The sequence below is a fragment of the Pseudoclavibacter helvolus genome (assembly GCF_014191305.1).
Classification (GTDB): Bacteria; Actinomycetota; Actinomycetes; order Actinomycetales; family Microbacteriaceae; genus Pseudoclavibacter; species Pseudoclavibacter helvolus.
The window spans coordinates 166,945-191,099 of record NZ_JACHWJ010000003.1; the positions used below are offsets into that span (position 1 = coordinate 166,945).

General features: G+C 66.9%; 24 protein-coding genes and 1 pseudogene. 9 read left to right on the top strand and 16 right to left on the bottom strand.

What is annotated here, in order from left to right:
• Positions 1 to 97: 97 nt before the first annotated feature.
• Entirely contained in the window at positions 98 to 469 is a 372-nt protein-coding gene (locus FHX72_RS10420; RefSeq protein WP_183624892.1) for a nuclear transport factor 2 family protein, read from the top strand.
• 182 nt (positions 470 to 651) lie between these two features.
• Here FHX72_RS10420 and pdxY read toward each other — a convergent pair whose 3' ends face one another.
• On the bottom strand, positions 652 to 1,503 hold the full coding sequence (gene pdxY, locus FHX72_RS10425; RefSeq protein ID WP_183624893.1) for a pyridoxal kinase PdxY: 852 nt from the start codon (positions 1,501 to 1,503) through the stop codon (positions 652 to 654).
• A gap of 317 nt (positions 1,504 to 1,820) precedes the next feature.
• Positions 1,821 to 2,846, bottom strand: a pseudogene (locus tag FHX72_RS10430) (IS110 family RNA-guided transposase); the annotation flags it as partial.
• Positions 2,847 to 3,119: 273 nt separating this feature from the next.
• Here FHX72_RS10430 and FHX72_RS10435 point away from each other — a divergent pair.
• Positions 3,120 to 4,652, top strand: coding sequence for a serine hydrolase domain-containing protein (locus tag FHX72_RS10435; RefSeq protein WP_183624897.1), 1,533 nt, complete (start codon positions 3,120 to 3,122; stop codon positions 4,650 to 4,652).
• Positions 4,653 to 4,656: 4 nt separating this feature from the next.
• On the opposite strand, the gene FHX72_RS19705 is transcribed toward FHX72_RS10435, so the two are convergent.
• Complete coding sequence (locus tag FHX72_RS19705; RefSeq protein WP_221186895.1) at positions 4,657 to 5,439, bottom strand: GmrSD restriction endonuclease domain-containing protein; 783 nt, start codon at positions 5,437 to 5,439, stop codon at positions 4,657 to 4,659.
• Positions 5,440 to 5,616: 177 nt separating this feature from the next.
• Between FHX72_RS19705 and FHX72_RS10445 the strand changes: the two genes are divergently transcribed.
• On the top strand, positions 5,617 to 6,351 hold the full coding sequence (locus tag FHX72_RS10445; RefSeq protein WP_183624899.1) for an SDR family oxidoreductase: 735 nt from the start codon (positions 5,617 to 5,619) through the stop codon (positions 6,349 to 6,351).
• Between the two features lie 16 nt (positions 6,352 to 6,367).
• Positions 6,368 to 6,940 (top strand): hypothetical protein, encoded by a 573-nt coding sequence (locus FHX72_RS10450; protein WP_183624901.1) that lies wholly within the window; start codon positions 6,368 to 6,370, stop codon positions 6,938 to 6,940.
• A 119-nt stretch (positions 6,941 to 7,059) separates the two neighbouring features.
• On the opposite strand, the gene ectB is transcribed toward FHX72_RS10450, so the two are convergent.
• Positions 7,060 to 8,385 (bottom strand): diaminobutyrate--2-oxoglutarate transaminase, encoded by a 1,326-nt coding sequence (gene ectB / locus FHX72_RS10455; protein ID WP_183624903.1) that lies wholly within the window; start codon positions 8,383 to 8,385, stop codon positions 7,060 to 7,062.
• 201 nt (positions 8,386 to 8,586) lie between these two features.
• On the opposite strand from ectB, the gene FHX72_RS10460 reads away from it, so the two are divergent.
• Entirely contained in the window at positions 8,587 to 8,919 is a 333-nt protein-coding gene (locus FHX72_RS10460) for a nuclear transport factor 2-like protein (RefSeq protein ID WP_183624905.1), read from the top strand.
• 32 nt (positions 8,920 to 8,951) lie between these two features.
• On the top strand, positions 8,952 to 9,461 hold the full coding sequence (locus tag FHX72_RS10465) for an Lrp/AsnC family transcriptional regulator (RefSeq protein ID WP_183624907.1): 510 nt from the start codon (positions 8,952 to 8,954) through the stop codon (positions 9,459 to 9,461).
• A 15-nt stretch (positions 9,462 to 9,476) separates the two neighbouring features.
• Here the strand turns inward: FHX72_RS10465 and FHX72_RS10470 are convergent, their stop codons facing one another.
• From FHX72_RS10470 to FHX72_RS10525, 12 genes are all read right to left on the bottom strand, one after another.
• Positions 9,477 to 9,971, bottom strand: coding sequence for an AsnC family transcriptional regulator (locus FHX72_RS10470; RefSeq protein WP_183624909.1), 495 nt, complete (start codon positions 9,969 to 9,971; stop codon positions 9,477 to 9,479).
• Positions 9,972 to 9,983: 12 nt separating this feature from the next.
• Entirely contained in the window at positions 9,984 to 10,757 is a 774-nt protein-coding gene (locus FHX72_RS10475) for a 3-keto-5-aminohexanoate cleavage protein (RefSeq protein WP_183624917.1), read from the bottom strand.
• Positions 10,757 to 11,440: an RraA family protein gene (locus FHX72_RS10480; RefSeq protein WP_183624919.1), complete on the bottom strand. Its 684-nt coding sequence runs from the start codon at positions 11,438 to 11,440 to the stop codon at positions 10,757 to 10,759. Before FHX72_RS10480 ends, FHX72_RS10475 begins: the two co-directional genes overlap by 1 nt.
• Entirely contained in the window at positions 11,440 to 12,261 is an 822-nt protein-coding gene (locus FHX72_RS10485; protein ID WP_183624921.1) for a carbon-nitrogen hydrolase family protein, read from the bottom strand. Before FHX72_RS10485 ends, FHX72_RS10480 begins: the two co-directional genes overlap by 1 nt.
• On the bottom strand, positions 12,258 to 13,427 hold the full coding sequence (locus FHX72_RS10490; protein WP_183624923.1) for an ABC transporter ATP-binding protein: 1,170 nt from the start codon (positions 13,425 to 13,427) through the stop codon (positions 12,258 to 12,260). The genes FHX72_RS10485 and FHX72_RS10490 overlap by 4 nt, the downstream gene beginning before the upstream one ends.
• A gap of 20 nt (positions 13,428 to 13,447) precedes the next feature.
• The gene (locus FHX72_RS10495) at positions 13,448 to 14,509 is read right to left on the bottom strand and encodes an ABC transporter substrate-binding protein (RefSeq protein WP_183624925.1); all 1,062 of its coding nucleotides are present in this window, start codon (positions 14,507 to 14,509) and stop codon (positions 13,448 to 13,450) included.
• Between the two features lie 40 nt (positions 14,510 to 14,549).
• Entirely contained in the window at positions 14,550 to 15,338 is a 789-nt protein-coding gene (locus FHX72_RS10500; protein ID WP_244964189.1) for an ABC transporter permease, read from the bottom strand.
• A complete protein-coding gene (locus tag FHX72_RS10505) occupies positions 15,335 to 16,246 on the bottom strand; it encodes an ABC transporter permease (RefSeq protein ID WP_183624927.1) in 912 nt (303 codons plus the stop codon). The genes FHX72_RS10500 and FHX72_RS10505 overlap by 4 nt, the downstream gene beginning before the upstream one ends.
• A gap of 208 nt (positions 16,247 to 16,454) precedes the next feature.
• Positions 16,455 to 17,426, bottom strand: a complete 972-nt coding sequence (locus tag FHX72_RS10510; RefSeq protein ID WP_183624929.1) for a hypothetical protein — start codon at positions 17,424 to 17,426, stop codon at positions 16,455 to 16,457.
• Positions 17,427 to 17,605: 179 nt separating this feature from the next.
• Complete coding sequence (locus FHX72_RS10515; protein WP_183624931.1) at positions 17,606 to 18,244, bottom strand: DUF937 domain-containing protein; 639 nt, start codon at positions 18,242 to 18,244, stop codon at positions 17,606 to 17,608.
• A gap of 130 nt (positions 18,245 to 18,374) precedes the next feature.
• Complete coding sequence (locus FHX72_RS10520; RefSeq protein WP_235812598.1) at positions 18,375 to 18,827, bottom strand: Lrp/AsnC family transcriptional regulator; 453 nt, start codon at positions 18,825 to 18,827, stop codon at positions 18,375 to 18,377.
• Between the two features lie 124 nt (positions 18,828 to 18,951).
• Positions 18,952 to 20,412, bottom strand: coding sequence for an aldehyde dehydrogenase family protein (locus tag FHX72_RS10525; RefSeq protein WP_235812597.1), 1,461 nt, complete (start codon positions 20,410 to 20,412; stop codon positions 18,952 to 18,954).
• Positions 20,413 to 20,609: 197 nt separating this feature from the next.
• Between FHX72_RS10525 and FHX72_RS10530 the strand changes: the two genes are divergently transcribed.
• Genes FHX72_RS10530 through FHX72_RS10540 form a run of 3 tightly spaced genes read left to right on the top strand, consistent with a single transcriptional unit; the run spans position 20,610 to position 24,000 of the window.
• The gene (locus FHX72_RS10530; RefSeq protein WP_235812596.1) at positions 20,610 to 22,070 is read left to right on the top strand and encodes an APC family permease; all 1,461 of its coding nucleotides are present in this window, start codon (positions 20,610 to 20,612) and stop codon (positions 22,068 to 22,070) included.
• A gap of 44 nt (positions 22,071 to 22,114) precedes the next feature.
• The gene (locus FHX72_RS10535; protein ID WP_183624933.1) at positions 22,115 to 23,548 is read left to right on the top strand and encodes an NAD(P)/FAD-dependent oxidoreductase; all 1,434 of its coding nucleotides are present in this window, start codon (positions 22,115 to 22,117) and stop codon (positions 23,546 to 23,548) included.
• Positions 23,549 to 23,592: 44 nt separating this feature from the next.
• A complete protein-coding gene (locus FHX72_RS10540; protein ID WP_244964190.1) occupies positions 23,593 to 24,000 on the top strand; it encodes a cupin domain-containing protein in 408 nt (135 codons plus the stop codon).
• The last annotated feature ends 155 nt before the right edge of the window (positions 24,001 to 24,155 follow it).

Genomic DNA, 24,155 nt, shown 5'->3' on the forward strand with positions numbered 1-24,155 from the left:
GTGTGTTTCGGGACGGCGACGGGCAAGCTGGAGTCGCCAGCGTCGGCACCGGCGCGATGCCCGCTCACGCCCGCCGACTGAAGGTCGAGACCCACCGATGACGGACAACCGCGCAGCGTTCGACCACTTCGTCGAACTCTTCTACACGCGGAAGCGCGTGGCCGAGGCGTTCGACTACCTCGTCGCCGACGACTACCGGCAGCACAACCCGAACATCCCGGATGGGCCGGCGGCGGCCGTCGAAGCGCTGACCCCGAAGTTCGACGGGTCGCCGGATGCGACGTTCAGCGTCGAGCGCATCCTCGTCGACGGCGACCTGGCCATGGTGCACGTGCGCGCCTCCCGGCCGGGCACCGCCGATGCGGCCGTCGCCGACATCTACCGCTTCGAGGGCGGCCGCATCGTCGAGCACTGGGACGTGCTCCAGCCGGTGCCCGGGACGAGCGTGCACGACCACCCCATGTTCTGAACTCGCGCTCGCGGACCAGCTTCCTCGGCCGGCGCTACTCTGCCGCTCGGGGTCGATGAGCACAGAGAACTCTCGCAAGAGTTGTGGCGAAGTGCTGTCTGGGCCTGCGCGGACAGCACTTCGCCACAACTTTGGCCGAACGGCGAAGCGGAAAACGCGGGCTCTGGAGCCGAGCGCAGTGGCTACCGGATCTGCCGCACCTCGAACTGCATGCGCGGGTTCGCGAACGCATCCTGCGCTGCGACGATCTGAAGCTCGCGCTCGCCCGAGTCGAGCGTGGCCTGCAGCAGGTCGAAGACGCTCGAGACCGTTGCTGCGAGCGCCTCGGCTGCGGAGCCCGACGTGCGGTAGTGCGCCGTGAAGAGCGCCGACGTGACGTCGCCGGAGCCGTTCGCCTTGAACGGAAGGTACGGCGTCTGCACGATCCAGGCGCCCGAGTTGTCTACTGCCATCATCTCGATGGTGCCCTCTGGGCGGTCGGGGCGCTCCACGCTCGTGACAAGCACGGTGCGCGGTCCGAGCTCGCGAGCGAGGTCGACGGACTCCAGGGTCTCGTCGATCGTCGCGGGCGTCGTGCGCGTGAGGAAGCCGAGCTCGAATTGGTTCGGCGTGAGGATGTCGGCGACCGGGACGACGCGTTCGCGAATGAGTTCCGGGATCGCGGGCGCCACGAAGCAGCCCGACTTCGCGTTCCCCATGACGGGATCGCACGTGTAGGTCGCCTTGGGGTTGAGCTCCTTGGTGCGCTTCACCGCGTCGACGACGACGTCGACGATCTCCTCGCCGCCCAGGTAGCCGGACAGCACCGCATCGACCTGCGCGAGCGCGCCGCGCTCCTCGACACCGAGAATGACGTCGCGAACGTCGGATGCGGGCAGCAGCGGGCCACGCCACGCGCCGTACCCCGTGTGGTTCGAGAACACGACCGTCGAGACCGGCCACACCTCGTGTCCAAGTCGCTGCAGCGGGAACACCGCAGCCGAGTTGCCCACGTGCCCGTAGGCGACCGACGACTGAATCGACAGGATCTTCATCCCCCGATCTTGCCACGCCGTTCGTGGCCGTGCAGCCGCGCGACCCCGTGAGTCGAAACCGCGCATCTCGGTCAGATCTCCGGCGCGCGGCGGATGCATCTCCCGCCCACGGCCGAGGACAGTGATGCTTCTATTGGTTGTCAAGCCGCGGTGAGCCATTCGCGGTAGCTGTTCGCGAGGTCGTCATCGCGGTGTTTTCCGCGCTCGAGTTTCGAGATCGTGGCGGGCCAGACGTTGAAGTGTTCCGCGACGGTCGTGAGGCTCAGTTTCCGTGCCTGTCGCAGCGGGCGGAGATCATCGATCACCGGAACCTCGACCCTCGTGGTGAGCAGCGTGAACACCTCGCGCGCGAGCGCTCGCTTCAGGCAACGGATGATCTCCTTGTTGCTGTGGCCCAGCGCGCGTTTACGAGCGACGTAGTCGCGCGTGCGGGGCTCGTACGACATACGAACCAACGCGATCCGGTGCAACGCGGCGTTCGCTTGCCGGTCCCCGCCTCGATTCAACCGGTGACGCGTCGTCTTCCCCGACGAAGCCGGGATCGGACTGACCCCGGCCAGCGCCGCGAATGAGGCCTCGCTGCGGAGCCGGTCCGGATTGTCGCCCGCGGTGACCAACAACTGCGCAGCCGTGATCGTGCCGATGCCTTTCGCCGCGACAAGAGCCGGGTTCGCGGCCGCAGTCAACGCCGCCAGCGCTTGATCGAGGTCGCTGACCTCCTCGCCCAACAGCTGGTGACGCCTCGCGAGCGATCGCAGGCCCTGCCCGACCGCGGCGAGTAACGGATCGGTCGAGAGCCGCAACCGGGCCAGCGCCGCGATCAGTGCCTTGTCGCCCAGCGACCGGTAACGCTCCCGGATCAGGTCCGGAGCCGTGACCAGGAGAGACTTGATCTGGACTATCGCGGCGGTGCGCGCCTTGACCGCGCTGCGACGCGCGACCAGCAGATACCGGATCGCCTCGACCTGCCCGGCCCCCGCTTTCGGTGTCGCATGCTCGTCCTGCGCGAGCGCGGTCCGCGCCGCCGCGTAGGCATCCAACGGGTCAGACTTCCCGCGCGTTCGACGGAGCTGTCGATTCGGCCGCAACACCTCAACAACCACGAACCCAGCCGCTCCCAGGTGGCGCGCCAGGCCAGCACCGTAGGAACCGGTCCCCTCGACCCCGACGCGCACGGCCATCCCGAAGGCGGTCAGGAACGCGGCCAGCGCCGCGTAGCCGGCCGGTGTGGTCGGGAACTGCGCATCACCGAGTTGTTTCCCGTTGCTATCGATCACCGCGGCATGATGCGTGTCCGCGTGCGTATCGACACCCGCGAAGATTTTCTCGAGTCTTGTTGTCATGATGGTCCTGCCCTTCTTGATCGGATCGGCAGCCGACCGGGCGGGCAGACAGGACGTTGATGGGGCCTCTTCGACCAGGCTCCTATGAGGTCATGTCCGCCTGGTCGGCGCACTCACAAAGCGCCCCGTCCCAGCCGACGGATCAAGCGCAAGACACGAAGTCAGTCGGTGGCAGAGTCAGACCAAAACGAGGCCCTATAAGCATCAACGTCGGTGGTCGCTCGTAGCGTTGAAGCACGGGTCGAGAGTCGGCACTGAAGGCAGGGGAAACGAATGTCAGACGAGTGTCAGCAGCACCACCCACTCGAGGTGGTGGAGGCTCCCCGCGGCCCCGCCAAGCGCATCTTCGTCATCGCGGCAATCGTGGCGGGGCTCGCCGCGGTGGTGCTCGGGATGCTCATCGGGCCGCAGCGGCAGGCGCTCAGCACGCAGGTCTCCGGCGACGAGGCGCTCGCGGCGAGGGTTGTGGATGCGGTTGGAGGCCACGGTGGCTACCGCTCCGTTGTCGTCGCCGAGGTCACTCCCGCCGGCACAACGTGGGCAGGGGTCGGCAAGACGGGCGACGGACGCGACGGGCCGGCGCCGACCGACGAGACGCTCTACGAGCTCGGTTCGGTCACCAAGACGTTCACGGCGTCGCTGTTCGCTGACGCGATCGAGCGCGGCGAGGCCAGTCCCGAGGAGCCGCTCTCAACGCACATCCCTGAACTCGACGGAACTCCTGCGGGTGGGGTGACGCTCGCGAGCCTCGCGCAGCACAGCTCCGGCCTCCCGCGGCTCGGCCCGGCGTTCGCCATCGAGTCGCTCGCGGCATCGCTTTCGGGCGGCAACCCCTACGGGCCGCAGACGACCGAGATCCTGATCCAGGATGCGGCGGCCGCGCCGGTCGACCCCGCGCAGGGGCCCGTCTACTCGAATCTCGGGGTTGCGCTCCTGGGTGAGGCGCTCGCCAACGCCGCCAGCGCTGAGAGCTATTCGGCGCTCCTCGACGAGCGGGTCCTCGGCCCAGTCGGCATGGACTCGACGAGCATCGCGACGACCGAGGCCGAAGTGCCGGAGGAGACCACTCCCGGTTTCCTGACGAACGGGGCCCCGACCGACCACTGGTGGGGTGAGGGCTACGCGCCCACCGGCTCCTCCACGACGACGAACATCGACGACCTCGCGGCGTGGGCAGCCGCGAACCTCGACGGGACCGCGCCTGGCAGCGCCGCGCTCGAGCCGACCGCCGAGTTCGCCGAGGGCTCCGGCATCGGTTGGATCTGGCAGTCGACGCAGGTCACCAACCCGAGCGCCGACAGCAACCCGACCCTCACATGGCACAACGGTGGCACTGGCGGATTCACGTCCGTCGTCATGCTCGATCGCGAGGCAGACAGGGCCGTCGTGGTGCTCGGCAACACGCAGCAGATCGTCGACCCCATCGCAGTCGCGCTGCTCACGGAGGCCGAGGTGCCAGACCTTGGCGCGCAGGGCTCGCTGCTGCTCTGGGTGACGTTCGGGTTCGCAGTTGTCGCCTCTGGTCTCGCGCTGCTCTTCGCGTTCCGCTCGAAGGCCGCGCTCCCCATCGTGAACTGGCTGCTGCTCGCAGTGTCTGGTCTCGTGAGCCTCTGGGTTGCGGGTCCTTGGGCGAGCGTCGGCGGCTGGGCGTTCGGGCTCGCGCTTGCCCCCGCGCTCGCGGTACTCGTCGTCGGCATCCTGCGCTCACCGACGCTCCGCTTCCAGCCGAAGAGATGGGCGTGGCTCAGCTGGGTCGGCCTCGCGGTTGTGGTGGTGATCCTCGTGTCGACGCTGCTCGTGGTGTGAGCTGCTACGCGCAGTCCGCGAGTACGTCGCGCATCGCGTCGTGCTCGGCCTGCGTGACCCACAGGTTGTAGGTGGCCTTCACCACGATCTGCCGTGCCACGTAGGTGCAGCGGTACGACTCCTGCGGGGGCAACCAGTTCGCCGCATCCTGGCTCTTCTTGTCGTCGTTCACCCACCCGGCCGTCGCCTGCAGGTTCATGGGGTCGTTCGACAGTTCGACGCGTTCCTCGAACGACAACTCCTTCGCACCCGTCCTCCACGCGTTCGCGAGCGCCACGACGTGGTCGATCTGCACAAGCGGGCTCGTGTTCGGCCCGCGCTCGAAGTCGATCTCGTCACCCGAGTACGGGTCCACGAAGACGCCGGTGTCAACGCGGCACGCATCACGGTTGCGCTCGACGTCGGTCATGGATGCGGCGAGAGCATCGTTGCGTGCGTCGCAGCCGTTGCCGTCCGGGTCCTGCCAGCCCTCGCCGAACGAACCTTCACGGTCGAACTCCTCCCACTCGTCACGCGGGGCGATGGGGAGCTTGCCGAGCACGTCGAGTGCGTCCGACGCAAACGACGTCGACGCGTCGCCTTCCGCGGTCGCGGCCTCGACCTCCTCGGACAGCGCAACCAGCTGACTCGCAGGCGGTGAGGCGGTGCCGGAGGTGGAGCGCGTCGACTGCGTGGCAAGGGGCGTGCACCCCGCGAGCAGGCTCGCGACGCCGACAAGAGCGATGGTCGCGAGCAGGATGCGGCCGGCTCGGCGAGTGGCGGCCTTGGAAGAAGAAATGGGAAGCACTGGGAACTTTCTCGAGCGGGTCTGCCGCACAAGACTGCCACAGGGCGCGGCAGCCGATGCGGGGCGCGCGTCCTCCACACGGCGGCATCCTCGGAGGGAGCGCGTAGCAGGACGGTGGCAGAATGTTCAGGCCACCGCTGTCCGCGGTCACGCACCGCAGAACCCCGGGGGAAGACCATGACTGAAGCAGGCCAGTTCGCCGCACCTGTTGAGACCCAAGACAAGGGCCGACGGCCCGTCGCGCTCGTCACGGGGGCAACGCGCGGCATCGGCGAAGCTATCGCCCAGGAGCTGGGACGGACCCACCACGTCCTCGTTGGTGGTCGCGAGCCGCGAGCCGTCGCCGAGGCCGCCGCTCGAATCCCGGGCGCAACGCCGTTTGTCGCCGACCTCACCGACGAACGTCAGCTCGCCGAGGCGACCCGCAGCATCCAGCGCCTCGACGTGCTCGTGCACTCGGCTGCCGTGCTCGGCGGGCACGACGCAATCGCCGAGAGCTCCCGTGAGCGATTCCGCCGCGCGTTCGAGCTCAACGTGTTCGCGGTGGCCGACCTCACACGCCTCCTCCTACCGCTCATCCGCGCGAGCAAGGGCACGATCGTCATGATCAACTCGGGTTCCGGCTACGCGAGCGGCGCGGGCACAAGCGTGTACAGCGGCACCAAGTTCGCGTTGCGCGCACTGACGGATGCGCTCCGCGAAGAGGAACGCCAGCACGGAGTGCGCGTCTCGAGCATCCACCCCGGCCGCGTCGACACCGACATGCAGCGGGAACTGCGGCAACTCGAGCAGGGCAGCTACGAGCGGGAACGCTACCTCACCCCGCAAGCCGTCGCGCAGGCCGTGCGCCTCGCCGTCGATACCCCGGCAGGCGGGGCGGTCGACGAACTCAAGATCCGCCCGATGCGCTGATCGGACGCACCACGTCATGGCCGGCACCAATCAGATCTTCACCATCGTCGCGTTTGCGCTGCTCGTCGTGCTTGTGCTCGGCCTCGGCCTCCTCGTCGCTATCCTCGTGCAGCGTCGGCGCACGAAGAAAGCGAAGGCTGCATCTGCGCAGCGCAAGGCCGAACGGCTGAGAGCCGCGGAGCTGGGCGTCGCGGGACTCCATGAAGACACTGCAACGAGCGGCGGCATCTCGCTCCTCGGGCTGTCCGTGCAGCAGGCCGTGCCCGACTCGTCGGCAGTCGCGCCGCCAGCCCCATCGCCCTGGGCGGCGGCGCCCCGGCCAGTCGAACGGCCAGCCGCTTGGCTGCCGGCCTCGGTGCAGCAGGCGTCTGGGCGAGCGGAGCCCGGGCCGCAACGGCAGGGCCCTCCGCCGCCAGCGTGGCAAGCGTCGAGCACGGCGCCACCGGCGGGAGCGCCTTCAGTGCAGCAGGCGCCGTCCTCTCCCTCGCCCCGAGTGGCGCCCAAGCCGGTTGACTCGGCACCGGCCGCTCACCCGGCACCGCACTCCTACGGCTCGACGTTCTCCGGCGGCGGCACCAGCAGAAGCTGAACGCCCTCGAGCGCTCTCCACTCAGCGGGCATCCACACGAAAAATGCATGTTCGCGCGAGAGCGAACATGCATTTCTCGTGTGGATGCGGCCGGGCCCGGCGGAGCAGTGACCGCAGTGCTACGCGTGCGACGCGACGTGGTCCTCGACGGCGTGCTGGGCCTCGGTGTCGTCGCCAGCGAGGACGGCGTCGAGGCTCTCGCGCACGATGCCGAGGCCGGACTGCAGTTCTTCGCTTGTGAGCGTGAGCGCTGGGAGGAACTTGAGGACTTCCTCGAACGCGCCGGCGGTCTCGATGACCAGGCCGCGCTGGAACGCCTCAGCGGAGATGCGCGACGGAAGGTCTCGGTCGTTCAAGCTGACGATGCCGTACATGAGGCCTCGGCCGCGCACGGTGAAGGCGAGCTGCGGGTAGTCGGCGGCGATCGCCTCGAGGCCGGCGCGGAGTTCTGCTGAGCGCTCGGCGACCGTCGTCATGAAGGCGTCGTCGGCCCAGTAGTTCTCGAGGGCGACACGTGCCGTGACGAACGCGAGGTTGTTGCCTCGGAACGTGCCCGTGTGCGCGCCCGGCTTCCACACATCCACGGCTGGACGCAGCAGCACCAGCGACATGGGGAGTCCGGAGGCGGAGATCGACTTCGACAGCGTCACGAGGTCGGGGACGATGCCCGACTCCTCGAACGCGAAGAAGGAACCGCTGCGGCCGATTCCTGCCTGGATCTCGTCGAGGATGAGCAGGATGCCGCGCTCCTCGGTGATCTTGCGGAGACGCTGCAGCCACTCGGGGCTCGCGACGTTGATGCCACCCTCACCCTGAATCGCCTCGACGATGACGGCTGCAGGCAGGTCGAGGCCGCTGCCGGTGTCGTCGAGCATCTTCTCGAAGAGGTCGAGCGTGTCGAGCTTGTCGCCCAGGTAGCCCTCGAAGGGGAGGCGCGTGACATCGCCGAGGGTCGTGCCCGCGGCGTCGCGGTACTTCTTGTTTCCCGTGACGGCCACGGCGCCCAGGCTGAGGCCGTGGAAGCCGTTCGTGAACGCGACGACGTTGGTGCGTCCCGTGGCCTGGCGGGCGACCTTGAGGGCCGCTTCCACTGCGTTCGCGCCGGTCGGGCCCGTGAACTGGATCTTGTAGTCGTAGCCGCGCGGCTCGAGCACATACTGCTCGAACGCCTCGATGAAGGCGCGCTTCGCGGAGGTTGCCATGTCGAGGCCGTGCAGGATGCCGCCGTGCTCGATGTACTCGACGAGCGCCTTCGTGAAGAGCGGGTTGTTGTGCCCGTAGTTGAGCACGCCTGCCCCCGCGAAGAAGTCGAGGTACTCGTCGCCGTCGGCAGTCACGAGGGTCGAGCCGAGTGCGCGGTCGAACACCACGGGGAACGAGCGGATGTATCCGCGGACTTCTGACTCGCGACGGTCAAATACTTCAAGGGGCGAGAAGTCGCTCATGCTCAGTTCACCTTCTGCTTGTTGACGGGGCCAGTTTTTGACCAGCCGGGCTTGCCTTTGTGGAGCCGCAGGGCGGATGCGCGGGTCGGTTCGCCGCACATCCCGAGATTCCGAGCTTACGGCCATGCCCGGGAATCCGGAGGCTGCCTTGCTACATTGTGGCCGTTCGGGCGTCCATCGCCCGCAGAAAGATGGGGTCCCATGACTGAAATCACAGTGCCTGCGCCGGTGCAGGCTCTTGTTGATGCGATCAACAGCGGTGACGAGCACGCATTTGTCGACGCGTTCACCGAAGACGGCTCGGTCGATGACTGGGGTCGCGTGCTCGAAGGTCGCGAGGGCGTCAGCAGTTGGGCGCAGAGCGACGCGATCGGGCAGAGCGCTCAGATGGTCATCAAGGAGGCCACGACCGAGGACGACACGACGGAGCTGTTCTTCGATTGGCGCAGCAACTGCTTCAACGGCACATCGCGTGCGTTCGTGACCGTCGAGGGCGACAAGGTGAAGAAGTTCCGGATACCTTCGCACCGGTAGGTGCGAATGCCGGAGTGGGGGAGACTGTCGGCATGGGCTTGGAAGCTATTGATGTCATCGACCGAAAGATCATCGACCAGCTTCGCGTGGACGGTCGTCGCTCCCTCAGCGAGATCGGTCGATACGTCGGTCTCTCTGAGGCCAGCGTTCGAACCCGCTACAAGCGGCTTCTCGCTCTCGGAGTCGTTCAGGTCGTCGGCATGCCCAACAGTCTGCGACTCGGTCAGTCAGAGGTGCACGTCTTCCTGCAGGTGCGTGGTGCCGAGCTCGAGACCGTGGCTGCGACGTTGTCGGCCTTCGACGAGGTGAAGTTCGTGGCGGCCTGCGTCGGTCGCTATGACCTTTCCGTTGATGTTCGGTGCGCGACCGCGGCAGATATGGCCACGTTCCTGTCCCAGACGTTGCGGAGGGTCCCTGGAGTTCAGCGCGTCGAGGTCGAGACGGTGCTGGAAGTCGTCAAGGACGAGTACGTGTGGGCGGGATTCCGCGACCCGGTCCGGCGCGGGACGCGCCCGCACCCGAGTACCGGGCAAGTCGGGTAGGGCGCGGCCCTGACGTTAGGTGTGCGCGCGTTCGCCCGAACCGCCGAGCGACCAGTCACCTGAGCGATTGCGGAGCCCACGCCAGGAGTAGTCCTTGTAGAGACGCGAGATGACATTGGGTTCGATGTCCGCGATTCCGCGAATCTGGCGGAGCTCATCGAGCAACGTCATGAGCTGGTCCAGATCTCGCGCGGTCGCCTCGAGGTAGATGTCGTTGCGGCCCGCTATGAGGGCCACGTGGCCGACCATCGCAATGTCCGCGATGGTGCGCGCGACATCTGCTGGCGTGAAATCGCGGACGGTGATCCGAAAGCGGACTGGCTGATGTCCGAGCGTCAACGGATTGCAGAGCGCCACGATCCGCAGCGTGCCGTCAGACGTGAGTCTGCTGACGCGCGTGCGGATCGTGGCCTCGGAGACCCCCAGCTCTACGGCGATGTCGGTGAACGCTCGCCGACCGTCGGTCGCCAGCAGGTCGATGAGCCTGCGATCGAGTTCATCAACAGCCACGTGGAGCACCAGTCATGGTTGATGACGATACTCCCTAGCGCGCATCTCAGCCTCGAGCGCTCGAGCTCCCAGCACCATGGCAGTGTTGCTCGGCGACAGGCTGCCATCCCGTGCGACGAGCATGTCCTCGAACCCGACGCGGGTCTCCGCTCCGTCTTCGAAGGCCGCGGCGACGACCGCCCATGCGGCCCCGTCGAAGCCGTGATAGCACAGGGGCGTCGTCACGCCCGCATCCCGGATGAGCGCGGCCATGCGGCGCGCGTGCGCCACAGCTGCCGCGGGGTCCTCGTCTTCCGGTTCGATGAGGATGCGCACGTTGTGGTGCAGGGATGGAGCGGCGAGCAGAGCTGGGACATCCTCAACCGACCAGACAGCGCTCTCGAGCACGATTCCGCGCTCGATGAGGTAGTCGGCGGCCTCCGCGGCCCCCTCCTCGCAGAATGCGACCGAGGCGAAGTCGGGGAGGCCGTCGTCGTGCCACGAACGCAGCGTCCGCATCCGGTCTTCGTGCCCGTCGCAGGTCCAGAGGCCCGTTGTCGTCCCGATCGGGATTCCCGGGTTCACCGCGTGCGAGGCTTGGACGAGCTCTCGCACGGCGTCTGCGTCGATCGTCTGTCCGCCATCGCTGGTCCTGGCGTGCGCGTGGATGACGTCGGCTCCGGCAGCGATGGCCGCAGCCGCGTCGATCGCCACTTCCTGCGCCGTGACCGGCGTCGCTGAGTGCTCTGACTTCGTGCGGCCGCCGTTGACCGCGACCTTGATCAGCGTGCGCTGTGTGTTAGTCATCACGCCCTCTCCCGCCGCGCGGTCAGGCGTTCGACGGCCTCGCTCGCGCCCGTGAGTTCGCCGAGTCTGGCGCCGTTTGCGATCTGCTGCGCGAGATCGATCTCGTCGTCGTCGTCGGCGAGGATCTCGTCGACAAGAGGTTCGAGGAGCTCAGCGGGGGCCACGAATACGCCGTTGCGGTCGGCGAGCACCACGTCTCCGGGGCGCACGAGCACTCCACCTGCGACGACAGGGACATTGATGCCTCCCTCGTCGAGGTGCAGCAGCTTGGTCGTGAGAGCGCTCGTGCCACGCGCATACGCGGCGATGCCTTGCGCCTCGATCTCGTCGAGGTCGGTGACTGCTCCGTCGACGAGCACGCCGAGGCCGCCGCGTGCCGCGACAGCTCTCGCGATCATCTCGCCTACTGGCGCGTGCGTCCGGTCGCCGCCAGTGTCGATGACGAGGAAATCGCCAGCCTCGAGCTGACCGACGACGTGGTGCAGCAGCGTTGAGTCCTGGGCAGTCAGGCGCACGGTCACAGCGCGACCGACGAGGCGGCCCGCGCCGCAGAGGCGGTGGATCTCGGGCGATACGAATCCGACCTCGAGGTAGTGCCCGAAAGTTGGCACGGATGCGCGGGCGAGCTTGCTGACGAGCTCGGGGTTCAGCGGTGCTGGGGAATCGCCGATGACGATGGCCATTAGGCCTCCTGTTCGATGGTGACGGTGGAAATGATGCGCCGGTTCGCAAGGGAGGGCACGGTGTGTCGCACGGCTGCGGTCTCGTCGAGTGAGATCACCTGGTGGATGACGCCGTCGCCTCGAGGGCCGAGCGATGCGCGCGCGGTGCCGAGGGGATCGATGATCGAGCTCTGGCCGATGCAGTCCTCGGACGACGTGCTCGCCGCGAGCACCCAGCAGGTGTTCTCGATGGCGCGGGCGCGCAGGAGCGTCGACCAGTGCTCTTCCTTGCGGAGCCCCGCAACCCAGGCTGCAGATACGGCGAGCGCATCAGCGCCTCGAGTGACGAGGTCCCGGCTCAGCTCGGGGAAACGGATGTCGTAGCAGTTGACGAGGCCGACGGCCACGCCTTCGATCATCACCACGGGCGGCATTTCGGTACCGCTGGTGACGTAGTCGGATTCCCGGTAGGAGAAGGCGTCGTAGAGGTGCAGCTTGCGGTAGCTGTCGATGATCGCTCCGGTCGGGTCGATCACGACGAGTGTGTTGAACGGACGCGGAGAGCTGTTGTCTTCGTACCCGCCGGCGATGAGCCAGACATCGTGTTCGGTGGCGAGTGCTGAGAGTCGGGCCACGAACTTCGGCCACGCGTCCGCGACCGCGGTCTGGAGGTCCGGCACGTCGGAGGCGAGGATCATGGCCTCTTCGGGAAACACCACGAGGCGGGCGCCGTCGGCGTTGGCTTCGGCGGTGAGCCGAGCGATCGTCTGCAGGTTGACTTCGGCGTCGACGGTCGGCGCCATCTGGGCGACGGCGACGGTGAGGGAAGGATTGCTGGTCATGCGGCGACCTCTTCGCTGAGGGGTGAGACTGCGGTCGTTGAGTCGTCGGCGAGCACTTGCGCGTCGGCGGCGCTCCAGGTGATCCAGGCTGAGGCTCCGTTCGGCAGCGCTATCACGTCGGCCATCACCTCGTTGCTCGCGACGCGAACGCTCAGCAGCTGCCCACCGTCGAGGGTGACCCGGTACATCCATTCGTCGCCGAGGAAGACGCGCTCCTTCACGGTCGCTCGCAGCGCGAGGCGGTCGTCGGGAGGCAGTACTGAGATCTGCACGCGCTCGGGTCGGATGGCGACAGCCGCGGCCGAGCCGGCGCTCGTCGGAATGCTTGTTGTCGTGGGCACCGGGCCAACCTCGGGAATCTCGACGCCGGACTCGAGCGCGACGCCCTCGACGATGTTGCACTCGCCAATGAATGTGGCGACGAACCTGGAGTTGGGCTTGTCGTAGATCTCCGTGGGGCTTGCGAGCTGCAGGATTCGCCCTTCCGACATGACCGCGATGCGGTCTGACATGGTGAGCGCCTCTTCCTGGTCGTGTGTGACGTAGATGAAGGTGATGCCGACTTCACGTTGCATGCGTTTCAGCTCGAACTGCATCTCCTTGCGGAGTTTCTGGTCGAGCGCGCCGAGCGGCTCGTCGAGGAGGACAACGGCTGGGCGGCCGATGACGGCTCTCGCAAGCGCGACGCGCTGACGCTGCCCTCCGCTGAGCTGGCTCGGCTTGCGCTGAGCGAAATCTCCCAGACGCACGAGCTCGATTGCATCCCGAACCCGACCGTCGATCTCGTCTTTCGCCGTCTTGCGGACCCGCAGCTCGAACGCCACGTTCTCGTAGACGGTGAGGTGAGGGAAGAGGGCGTAGCTCTGGAAGAGCATGTTCAGATCACGGTCGCGTGTGCTGACGCCATCGACGTTTCGGCCGTCCAGCTCTATGGAGCCCGCTGTCGGCGCCTCGAAGCCCGTGATCATGCGCATGAGGGTGGTCTTGCCGCATCCAGAGGGGCCGAGGATGCTGAAGAACTCGTTCTCGTAGATGTCGACGTCGGTGGGTGCGACTGCTTGGTGGTCTCCGAACGTTTTCGTGAGACCGCGGAGTCGGACAGCGACCTTCGGAGTGGTGTGTGCTGACGCGGAGGCGCCTTGGTCGCTCTGGATTGTGAGTGCCATGTTCGAGACTCGTTTCTGGCTCAGGACGCGCGAACGCGCGTCCAGCCGGCCTGGTAGAAGCTGAGGGCAGCACCTGGATCGGTGATGAACTCGGCGTTGGTGAGCTGCTCTTCCGGGGCGTAGATGGCGGGGTTGGAGACGAGGTCCTGGTTGGCGATGACCTCCAGGGCGGCCGCGTTGGTGCTCGCGAGGCTGGCGTCGTCGGTCACGAGGGCTGCGACTTCCGGGCGGAGCGTGTAATTGATCCACTGGTAGGCGGCATCCGTCGCATCGGAGTCGTTGACGATCGAGAAGCTGTCGGTCCAGAGCGTTCCGCCCTCCGTTGGCAGGGTGAAGCGCACGTCGGGGTTGGCATCGACGGCTGTTGCCGCGACCGTGCCGCTGTAGGCCTGCGCGATGCAGGCGTCGCCGGCGCCGACCAGGTCGGCGTAGTTCGTGCTGTTGTAGCCGGCGAGGTTCGGCTTCTGCTCCAGCAGCGAGTCGGTGGCTGTGCTGATCTCGGACTCGGACGTCGAAGTGGCCGAGTATCCGTTCACCTGCAAGCCGGCGATGTAGGCCGAGAGCATGTTGTCGAGCATGTAGACCTTGCCGGCGAACTTCGGGTCCCAGAAGTCTTCCCAGGAGGTGATCTCGCGCCCCGTGCAGGCTTCGTTGTAGAGGATGCCCGTCGTGCCCCACGCCCACGGGATGCTGTGCTCATTGCCGGGGTCGAACGACGGGTCGCGGAACTTCTCCGCGATGTTGTCCAAGCCCTCGATCTTGCTCTCGTCGAGCTTCTGAATGAGTTCTCGCTCTGCGAGCAGACCGACCGCGTATTGGCTCGGCTCGACGATGTCGTAGCCGCTGCCGCCTGCCTGGAGCTTGGCGATCATGGTCTCGTTGCTGTCGAACGTGTCGACGGTCACGCTGATACCGGTCTCGGCTTCGAACCCGGCGATGACGGAGTCTGGGATCTCCCCGGCCCAGGCGTAGATGCTGAGGGAATTGGGCGCGCCTTCGGTGCTACCGGATGCTGAGCATCCGGTGAGGACCAGGGCGGCGGCGACAGCTGCGACGGACGCAGCTCGAGTGGTGTGCTTCATGCGAGTTCCTAACGGTGAGCAGAAGGGTGAAATGTGCGGACTACTTGGCGGGTGTGCCGGCGAGGATGCGTCGGAGCTGCCCGACGCCGATGATGAGGATCAGGACGACGGTTGCGACGACCATGAGCGTTCCGAGCGCATTCAGCTCGGGGCTGAGGCCGGTGCGGACCGAGCTGTAGATACGCAACGGAAGCGTCGTGGTTCCGACGCCCGCGGTGAATGTGGAGATGACGATGTTGCTGAACGAGGTCGTGAAGGCGAGGAGGAAGGAAGCGAGCACAGATGGCAGCACCAGGGGGAGCGTGACGAGTCGGAAGCTCGTCCAGCCGCTTGCCCCGAGGTCGTTCGCAGCCTCCGGAAGGCTCGGGTCGAGCGCACTGAGCGCACCGATCATGATGAGCGTTGCGAGCGGCAGCGTCACCACGAGGTGGCCGAGCACAAGCGTCAGGTAGCCCATCGGCACGCCGATCCCTTGGAAGATCGAGAGCAGAGAGACGCCGAGCACGATCTCAGGGACGATGAGCGGCACGAGGATCGCGCCGAGGAAGAAGCCGCGGCCACTGATGCGGTAGCGATTCACTGCGAGGGCCGTCGCGAAGCCGATTGCGGTCGCGAGCACCGCAGAGACCACTCCGACGATCGCGCTTGTCTGCAGAGTGTTGAGCAGGAGCGTGTCCTGAAAGAGCTCTGCGTACCAGCGGAGGCTGAAGCCGTCGAAGCGGTAGCTGACTTCTGACGCGTTGAAGGAGTAGACGATGAGGCCGACGATCGGCACGTAGAGGAAGACGAACGCGAGGCGCGCGATCCAGTTCAGCAGGCGGTCCATCATTTGGCCTTCTTCCTGGAGATGGCGCGCAGCACGAGGCCCGCTGCGACGACCGACAGCAGCATGAGCACGAAGACGACCACGGAGAGCGCCGAACCGAGCGGCTCGTTGCGGAACTCGGTGAAGAGGGTCACGATGAGGTTGCCGACGAGCGGATCCTTGCCGCCGCCCAGCAACACGGGGATGACGAAGACGCCGAGCGTCGGCACGAAGGTCAGCATGACGGCGCCGGCGATGCCCTGAGCAGAGAGCGGTACGAAGATGCGCGCGTGGGTCTGCCACCAGCCCGCCCCGAGATCCGCCGCCGCCTCTCGGAGCGATGGGTCGATCGTGCGCATGGACGCGTAGATGGGGAACACGGCGACCGGCAGGAACGCGTAGATGAGCGAGAGCGTCACCGCCAACTGCGATGGGACGAGCGACTCGGCCGGCAGGCCGGTCAGGCTCACGAGCCACACGATGGGGCCGGCGCTGCCGAGGATGTTGATCCAGGCGAAGCTGCGGACCATGAAGTCGGTGAAGTACGGGATGATCACGAGCACGAGCAGAATCGGCTGGACGCGCGCGGGCCGTGTCGTGATGTACACGGCCACGGCGTAGCCGAGCACGACGCACAGCACCGCGTTGAGCAGCGCCATGCCGAGGCTGTATCCGATCGTCTTCGCGTAGACGGGGTCGAGCAGAGTGAGGTAGTTGTCGAGGGTGAAGCCGCCGAGGTCACCGCCGAGCGGGTCGCTGATCGCGAAACTGTCCCGGATGATGAGGAGCATCGGCAGGATCACGAGCGCGAGGATGACGAGGGCGGCTGGCAGGATCAGCAGGTAGCCGGCGGCGTTGCCTGAGCTGCGCTGATCTGGCGTCGGCTTGGGTTGTGCTGCCTTGCCCCGTTGAGCGGGTCGCAGTTGAGTCATGTGGGTCCTTTGCTGGGTTGCAGCAATCCTGCGCGACAGCGCAGACCCACGGGGGAGCGGAGTGCCTCGAAAAGCGACGTGTTCGCGTTACCTCAGATCGCATTTCGTGGAATGAAGAAGAAACAAGGTCGGGTGTATCGCAGCCGTCCTCAATTCGCGGGCGATCACGTCCCGCTACGAGATTCGAAGCGCCCTCGGTGGAGCGGCCTCAGCGCACCGTGAACAGGTACCCGTCGATGAGGTCGACAAGCTGCTCGGGAGTGAGCTGTTCGTGCAGCGGCGTCAGCCAGTCGGGCCGAATGTCGTCGAGCAGCCCTTCCCGCACCATGATGTCGGCCTGTTGCGCGTATCCGCGTGCCACGTCTTCTGAAGAGCCGAACATGACGATGTCGGCGAAGCCGAGGTTCTCAGCGAAGGCATCGAGGTAGGTGACGCGGGTTGCGCCGATGCCGCGCTCGGCGAGTGGCAGCTCGTGCAGATGCCGGGTCTCGGTGCGGTACCGCTCCCACAGCTTCGTCCACCGGCGCTGCAGCGGCGGGCGGATGAGCGTGAGCGCAGCGAGGGAGGCGAGCCCGACGAGGTAGAGCGGAACGGCCCACGACGGCAGCCACGGGGCGAGCAGCACGAGCGCCAGCGGCACGAAGAGAAGTCCCGCCGAGGCTCGGCTGTACGGGCTCGCGAGCAGAAGCGTCACCCATGAGTCCCGGTCGGTGTGATCGACGCGTGCGCGATCGAGCTCGGCGACGACAGTGGTCTTGAGCGCGGAGCGGCGTGCCGGATCGTCCGCGCCGGTGCGATCGACTCTGGCCCGGTTCCCGCGGCTCCGCCGCCCGCCCGGGAAGTAGGCGTCGATGACGGCACTGGACCACGCTGGCAGCGACGGGTCGTCGCCCAGCCATTCGACCTCCCATCCGCTCGAGCGTGGTGCGCGGTACCCGGCGGTCGTGATGCGGGCGGCCGCGCCCGAGTCTTCGACTTCGTGGATGCGCAGCACCCCGCGGTGCGCGAGCCAGGTCACCTCCCCGGCGAACGCCGTCTCCCATCCGCGTAGGTCCTCGTCGAGGCGCGTGAGTCGGTGCTGCGCGGCGAGCGGGGTGAGCAGGAGTCGGGAGCGCGACCAGATCGGCAGCTTCGTCAGGAACAGCGCGAGCGCCGAGGTCACGACGAGCGCGAGTGCCACGAGGGCGAGGGTGTGCCAGAGGTTCTCGAAGTCGGCGTTGGAGATACGGGACTCGTTTCGGAGCTGCGGTGGAGTCGGGGCGTTCGTCGGGTCGGGACGCGAAGACGCGAGGAAGGGCCGAGCCGATTCTAGGCCGGCGCTTCCTCGCGTATCCGCTGCCGCTCGAATTCAGCCGCGGCTCAGCGCTTGCCGCCGCCGAGCAGTCCGCCGAGGATGTCGCCGAGGCCGCCGCCGGCCGAACCGCCTGAGCCGCCTGCCGCCCCGCCGAGAACCTGGCCGAGGATGTCCCCGAGGCCGCCACCCGCTGAGCCGCCCGCCTTGCTCCCGGAGCTCGCACCGCCGCCGAGGATTCCGCCGAGGAGGTCCTCGAGCCCGCCGCCGGTGCTCGCACCTGCGGTGGTGGATGCGCCCTGCTGGCCGCCGAGGAACTTCTTCGCGAGCCACGCGAGCACGATGGGCGCGAGGATCGGGAGCAATTTCTGTACGAGGCCGGAGGTCTGGCCGCCCGGCGCCGAGCCGAGGGCGGCGGCGACCTGATCTGTGTTGCCGCCGAAGACGTTCTTGACGATCTTCTCGCCGTCGGTCGTGTCGATGTCAGCGAGCGAGACGCGGCCATCGATGAGCGACGTGTCCTTCTGCTCGAGCGCGTGCTCGAGCGACGCGGCGCCCGCGGGGTCCGCCGCATTCGCCTGGAGGCCGCCAATGAGGGTCGGCAGCGCTGCCTGGATACCCTGCTGTGCGGTCTGCTTGTCGACGCCCAGCTGGCTGGCGATGTCGTCGACTGGAATGAGCGAGAGCAGTTCTGAGATGTCGGTCATGAGTTCCCCTTGATCGATGGCGCGGCACCGATCATGGGGCCGCGTGTCCAAGAGGGTAGCGGTGGGGGTGGTGCATCCGCCGTAAGCTGCGGATGTATCTCGGACGAGACGTCGGGACTCTCGCCGCCGCCTATCCGACGCCCCACCCGTAGGCGAGCTTGTGGGCTTCGAGCACGAAGAACGTTTCCGTGCGTCGCACGCCCTCGGTGGTCTGGAGCCGTTCGAGGAGCAGCTCCTTGTAGTGTTCCATGTCGCGGCAGATGACCTCGACCATGACGTCGAAGCCGCCGCTCGTGAGCACCACGTAGCTGGTCTCGGGAAGTGCGGAGAGTGCTTCGCAGACGCTGCGGGCAAAGCCGGGTTCGCAGTGGATGCCCACCATGGCGAGGTGATCGAAGCCGATGGAGAGCGGGTTCGCGATGCCGACGATCTGCAGAATTCCCGAGTCCTCGAGACGCTGCACGCGGTACCTGACCGACGACGCCGGGTGGCCGGTCTCATCGGCGATGTCCTTGAACGACCGTCGCCCGTCCTTCTGGAGGATCGCGATGAGCTGCCGATCGATGTCGTCGAGTTCGTTCACGGCTGCTCCTCGGTTCCTGTGCTGCGGTGTCATCACGTTCTGACCTGCTTTCATGCTCGCACGACGGGGCGGGTCCTGCCGCAGCGCGCATGCTGCAGGCAGGACCCGGCCGAGGGGGGGCGAACTAGGAGCCGACGTGGATGGCGCCGGTGCGGAGGTCGGTCATGTCGTGCAGCGTGTACATGCCTCCGATGCGTCCCCATCCGGTGCCCTTGCCGCCGGCACCGCCGAACGGCATGTTGATGTCCCACCAGCCGTTCGAGTCGTTGACGATGACCTGACCGGTCTCGAGCTCTTCGATGAAGCGGTACGCCTTGCTGAGGCTCTCCGTGAACACGGCCGACTGGAGGCCGAGGCGGTCGGCGTTCGCGATCCGCAGGGCGTCGTCGTCGTCTTTCGCGGTGAGGATCGGCAGCACGGGACCAAACGACTCCTCCTGCGAGAGCAGGCTGGCTTCGCTGACACCGTCGACGATCGTGAAGTCGTAGTACAGGTCGGTGGGGTGCCCAGCTGCGCGACCGCCGCCGAGGAGCACGTCGAACCCGAGGCGCCGGGCCTCGTCGAGGTGCCGATCCATCTTGGCGGCGACGCCCTCGTTGTTGAGCGGGCCGAGGTTGACGGATGCATCGAACGGGTCGCCGAGCACAACGTGCGAGCTCGCGTAGGCGAGCGCCGACTCGACGAAGGCGTCGTGCACGCGGTGGTGCACGATGAGGCGCTCGGTCGCGCAGCACACCTGGCCGCCGCAGTAGAAGGCGGAGTCGACAGCGGCTTTCGCGGCGCGTTCGATGTTCGCGTCCTCGAGCACCACGATCGGCCCGTTGCCGGAGCACTCCATGAGCGAGCGCTTGAGGCCGGCCGTCTGGACGATCTTCGCGCCGGTCGCGGAGGACCCGATGAAGCCGATCGCGTCGATGCCGGGGTGCGAGACGAGCTGGGCGCCGAATGGGCCGTCGCCGGGGAGCACGCTGACGAGTCCGTCGGGAACGCCCGCCTCGAGCAGGCAGTCCATGGCTGCGAGGACGGCGAGGGGCGTGTTGCTCGGCGGCTTGACGATGCACGCGTTGCCGGTCGCGAGGCCGGGGGCCACGAACTCCGTGAACATGAGGAGCGGGAAGTTCCAGGGAGTGATGATGCCCCACGTGCCGACGGGCGCTCGGTAGGTGAACATGCGCTTGTCGACGTCGCTCGAGGGGAGCGTCTCGCCGTAGAGGCGCAGTGCGTCCTCGGCGTGCAGGTGGAAGAGCTGTGCGGCTTCCTTGATATCTGCGATCGACTCCGCGACGGGCTTGCCCTGCTCGAGCGTCTGGAGCCGCGCGAGCTCGTCGACGCGGTGTTCGATGGCGTCGCCGATGCGGTGGCAGACCTTGGCGCGCTCGAAGACGCCGAGCTTGCGCCACGCCTTCTGGGCGGTCCGAGCCTTCTCGACGGCCCTGTCGAGATCCGCCTGGCCCGGCACTGCGATGGACGCGATGACCTGGCCGGTCACGGGGCTCACGACGTCAGTCTGCTCCCCGGTGGAGCCATTGACGAAGTCTCCAGCGAGGAAGAGCTGGGTACGGGTTGCTGCAGGCAGAGTTGTCACTCCGCACCTCCTTGTGTGGTGAACGATCTCCTTCACCATACGGCGTTGCTTTCTCACGAACAAGCAGTTATGTTTCGCATCAGTTACGTTTTGAGCAACTTGGGTGCCAATATCTTGCGCTGACGAAGAAGTCGGAGTCAGAGTTGGCGCACCGCGACGGCGAGAGCATCGCCGCCCCCGAATCGATGGAGTCACGCATGTCGACAGAACAGATCACCGCTGCGGCCCAAGCCGAGCACCTCCCCAAGCGAATGCGATGGTTCGACGGCTTCGCCATGGCGATGACGATGCCCGCCGCGCTCATCGCCACGCTCGGCGCATCCATCGCAGGGCTCGGCGGCTGGGGCGCCGCCGTGCTGTGGGCAATCTCAATGCTGCTCGCGATGGGCGTCAACTGGATCTACACCGAGCTGGCGACCATGTTCCCCGACTCGTCAGGCGGCATCGCCCACTACGCGGCCGAGGCGTGGAAGAAGCGGGCACCGTGGGTCGCCCCGCTCGCAGGCGTCGGCTACTGGCTGCCCTGGGGCACGAACCTGGCGACCTACGGTGCCGTCACCGGGTCCCTCGTCATGGCCCAGTGGTTCCCAGACCAAGACTGGGTGCTGCAGCTCGGCCCGATCTCGATCACCTTCCCCGTCATGGTGGGCCTCATCGTCATCGGCATCATGTACCTGATCAACGTCATCGGCGTTCGCGTCACCATGACCTTCGTCTACGTGACCGCGGCCATCCTCATGATCCCCCTGTTCGTCTTCATCGTCTTCCCGCTGTTCCAGTCGGACTGGGCGCCCATGGACCTCACGTGGAACCTGCACGGCATCGAGGGCCTCCACACGGCGATCGTCTGGCTGTACATCATGGCCTGGACCACGTTCGGCATCGAAGTGTGCGCGACCTTTGCCCCCGAGTACCGCGATTCAGTGAAGGACACGACGCGCGCCATCAAGGCGTCCGTGCTTTTCTGCCTCGGCGTGTTCTTCCTCGTGCCCCTCACGCTGGGCGGCTACGCAGGAGAAGCCGCCATCGCGGAGGACCCCGCCACGTTCTTCGTCGCGAGCTTCGCGAACCTCGTGGGCGGCGCATCCGACTTCATGGTCGTGTGCCTCATCGCATCGCTGCTGCTCATCATGACCACGTCAGTGGCGGATGCGTCGCGCGTGCTCTTCAACATGGGTAAGGAAGGCGTGACCGTCCGCGGGCTCGGCGTGCTCAACAAGCGAGGCGTGCCGCTGCGCTCGCTCAACGTGATGCTCGTCATGAACGTCGTCATCCTCGTCGTGCTCCAGAACCCGCTCGCGATCATCGTCACGGGCAACCTCGGCTACATCCTCACGCACCTGCTCGCCGTTTCCGGGTTCTTCCTGCTCCGCAAGGATCGGCCAGACGCCGAGCGACCGATCAAGCTGCCCCGCTTCTTCGTCCCACTCTCGATCGTCCTTTCCGTGATCCTCGCGATCATCCTCGTCGTCGGAGCCACGGGCTTCTCGGTCACCGGCTACGGAGGCTTCCTCGAGCTCGGGATCGCGCTCGGGCTGCTAGCTCTGGGCGTCGTGATCTGGTTCTTCGTGCAGCGAGGGACGGATCGTCGAGCACATCCACCAACACCCGACAGCGCGTCCACCCAAACGGTAGGTACGCAGGGTAGACACGACTAGGCAGCAGCACACAGATGGCCATCACCCCCAAACGGAGGACACCAATGACCACGTTCGATCGAGCAGAAGCCGAGATCAGCGGGGAGCGCGTTGCCGCGTCCCTCGCCGGTGCGAAGGCGGCGACCTACTGGCTCGACGACCCCGGCCGCCCGGCGGCCCTCCCTCCGCTTCGCGGCAACCACACGGCCGACCTCGTGATCGTCGGCGGCGGATACACGGGGCTGTGGACCGCGCTGCTCGCGAAGGAGCGCGACCCGAAACGGAAGGTCGTGCTCCTGGAAGGGCAGCGGGTCGGCTGGGCCGCATCCGGTCGCAACGGCGGATTCTGCGAGGCGAGCCTCACCCACGGCGCCTCAAACGGCAAAGACCGCCTGCCTCACGAATTCGCGAAACTGCAGGCCCTCGGCCTCGAGAACCTCCGCGAGATCGGCGACACGGTGAAGCGGTACGGCATGGACTGCGACTACGAGGAGACCGGCGTGCTGCGGGTCGCCACAGAGCCGCACCAGGTCAAGGAACTCGAAGAAGAGGCAGTCGGCGACTCGAGCATCGAGTACTTCGACCGCCAGCACGTGCAGGCAGAGGTGGCCTCGCCGCTGTATCTGGCCGGCGCCTACGAACGCGAGGGAACCTCGCTCGTGAACCCCGCGAAGCTCGTCTGGGAACTCCGGCGGGTGGTGCTCGGCATGGGCGTCGCGATCTTCGAGAACACCCCCGCTCGCTCGCTCGACGCTGATGGCGGAGGCGTCACCGTCACAACCGACGAGGGCAGCGTCTACGCGCAGCGAGTCGCGCTCGGCACCAACGCCTTCCCCGCGCTCATCAAGCGCGACCGCTTCTACACGGTCCCCGTCTACGACTACGTGCTCATGACGAACCCGCTGAGCGACGAGCAGCTCGAGTCGATCGGCTGGAAGCGACGCCAGGGCATCACCGACCTCAACAACCGCTTCCACTACTCGCGACTTGTGAAGGACGCGGACGGGCGGACGCGCATCCTCTACGGCGGGTACGACGCCGTCTACAACTACGGCGGGCGCATCAAGAAGGAGTACGACCAGCGGCCCGAGACGTTCGAGAAGCTCGCGGCGCACTTCATCGCGACCTACCCGCAGCTCGAGGGCCTCGGCTTCTCGCACAAGTGGGGCGGCGTCATCGACACGTGCACGCGCTTCTTCTCGTTCTTCGACACCGAGTACGACGGACGGGTCGCGCATGCCGCAGGTTTCACTGGCCTCGGCGTCGGCGCGACCAGGTACGCGGCCAACGTGCTCCTCGACCTGCTCAGCGGCGAGGAGACCGAGCGAACGCGCATGGACTTCGTCAAGAAGAAGCCGCTGCCGTTCCCGCCGGAGCCGTTCGCGTCGTTCGGCGCGAAGGTGTCGCTCGCCGAGATGGCACGCGCCGACCGCAACGAAGGCAAGCGCGGACTGTGGCTGAAGACGATGGATGCGGTCGGGCTGGGGTTCGACTCGTGAGCGGGGAAGGTGTGAGCGAAACGGGCGCTACTGGGGGAGACGGTATGAGCGAAGTTGATGGCGCCGCGAGAAACATCTCGGTGGGAGGCGTGATCGGGATGCAGCCCGGTTCGGTTGTGCACGCGCGGGGCGCATCCCTCTCACACGAACCCGTCGAGGGATGGCAGAAGGTGAGTGGTGAGCCGACGACCGCCGCGCTCGAGCTCGGTGCCTTCGCGGGCGCGGAGTTCGGGCTGTGGGAGATGTCGGCCGGATCGATGTTCGACGTCGAAGCCGACGAGGTGTTCCTCGTCATCAGCGGCACGGCGACGGTCGAGTTCCTCGAGCCTGCGCTGCCGCCGATCGACCTCGAACCGGGCTCCATCGTGCGCCTCGGCGAGGGGATGCGCACCCGGTGGACCGTCACCGGCGCGCCACTGCGGAAGCTGTACCTCGTGGAGGGCGGCAGCTAGGTCGCCGGTTGCTGCGGCGCGGTCCGCAGCACGCGGGCTTGGGCCTGGCCCCAGCGCGTCGTTTGATGGGTTCCTCTAACTCGTGATGGCGCGTTACCCACCACCGGTCGGCAAAACCCATCGAAGTCTGGCGCAGGGCTAGTCGATCCTTCACC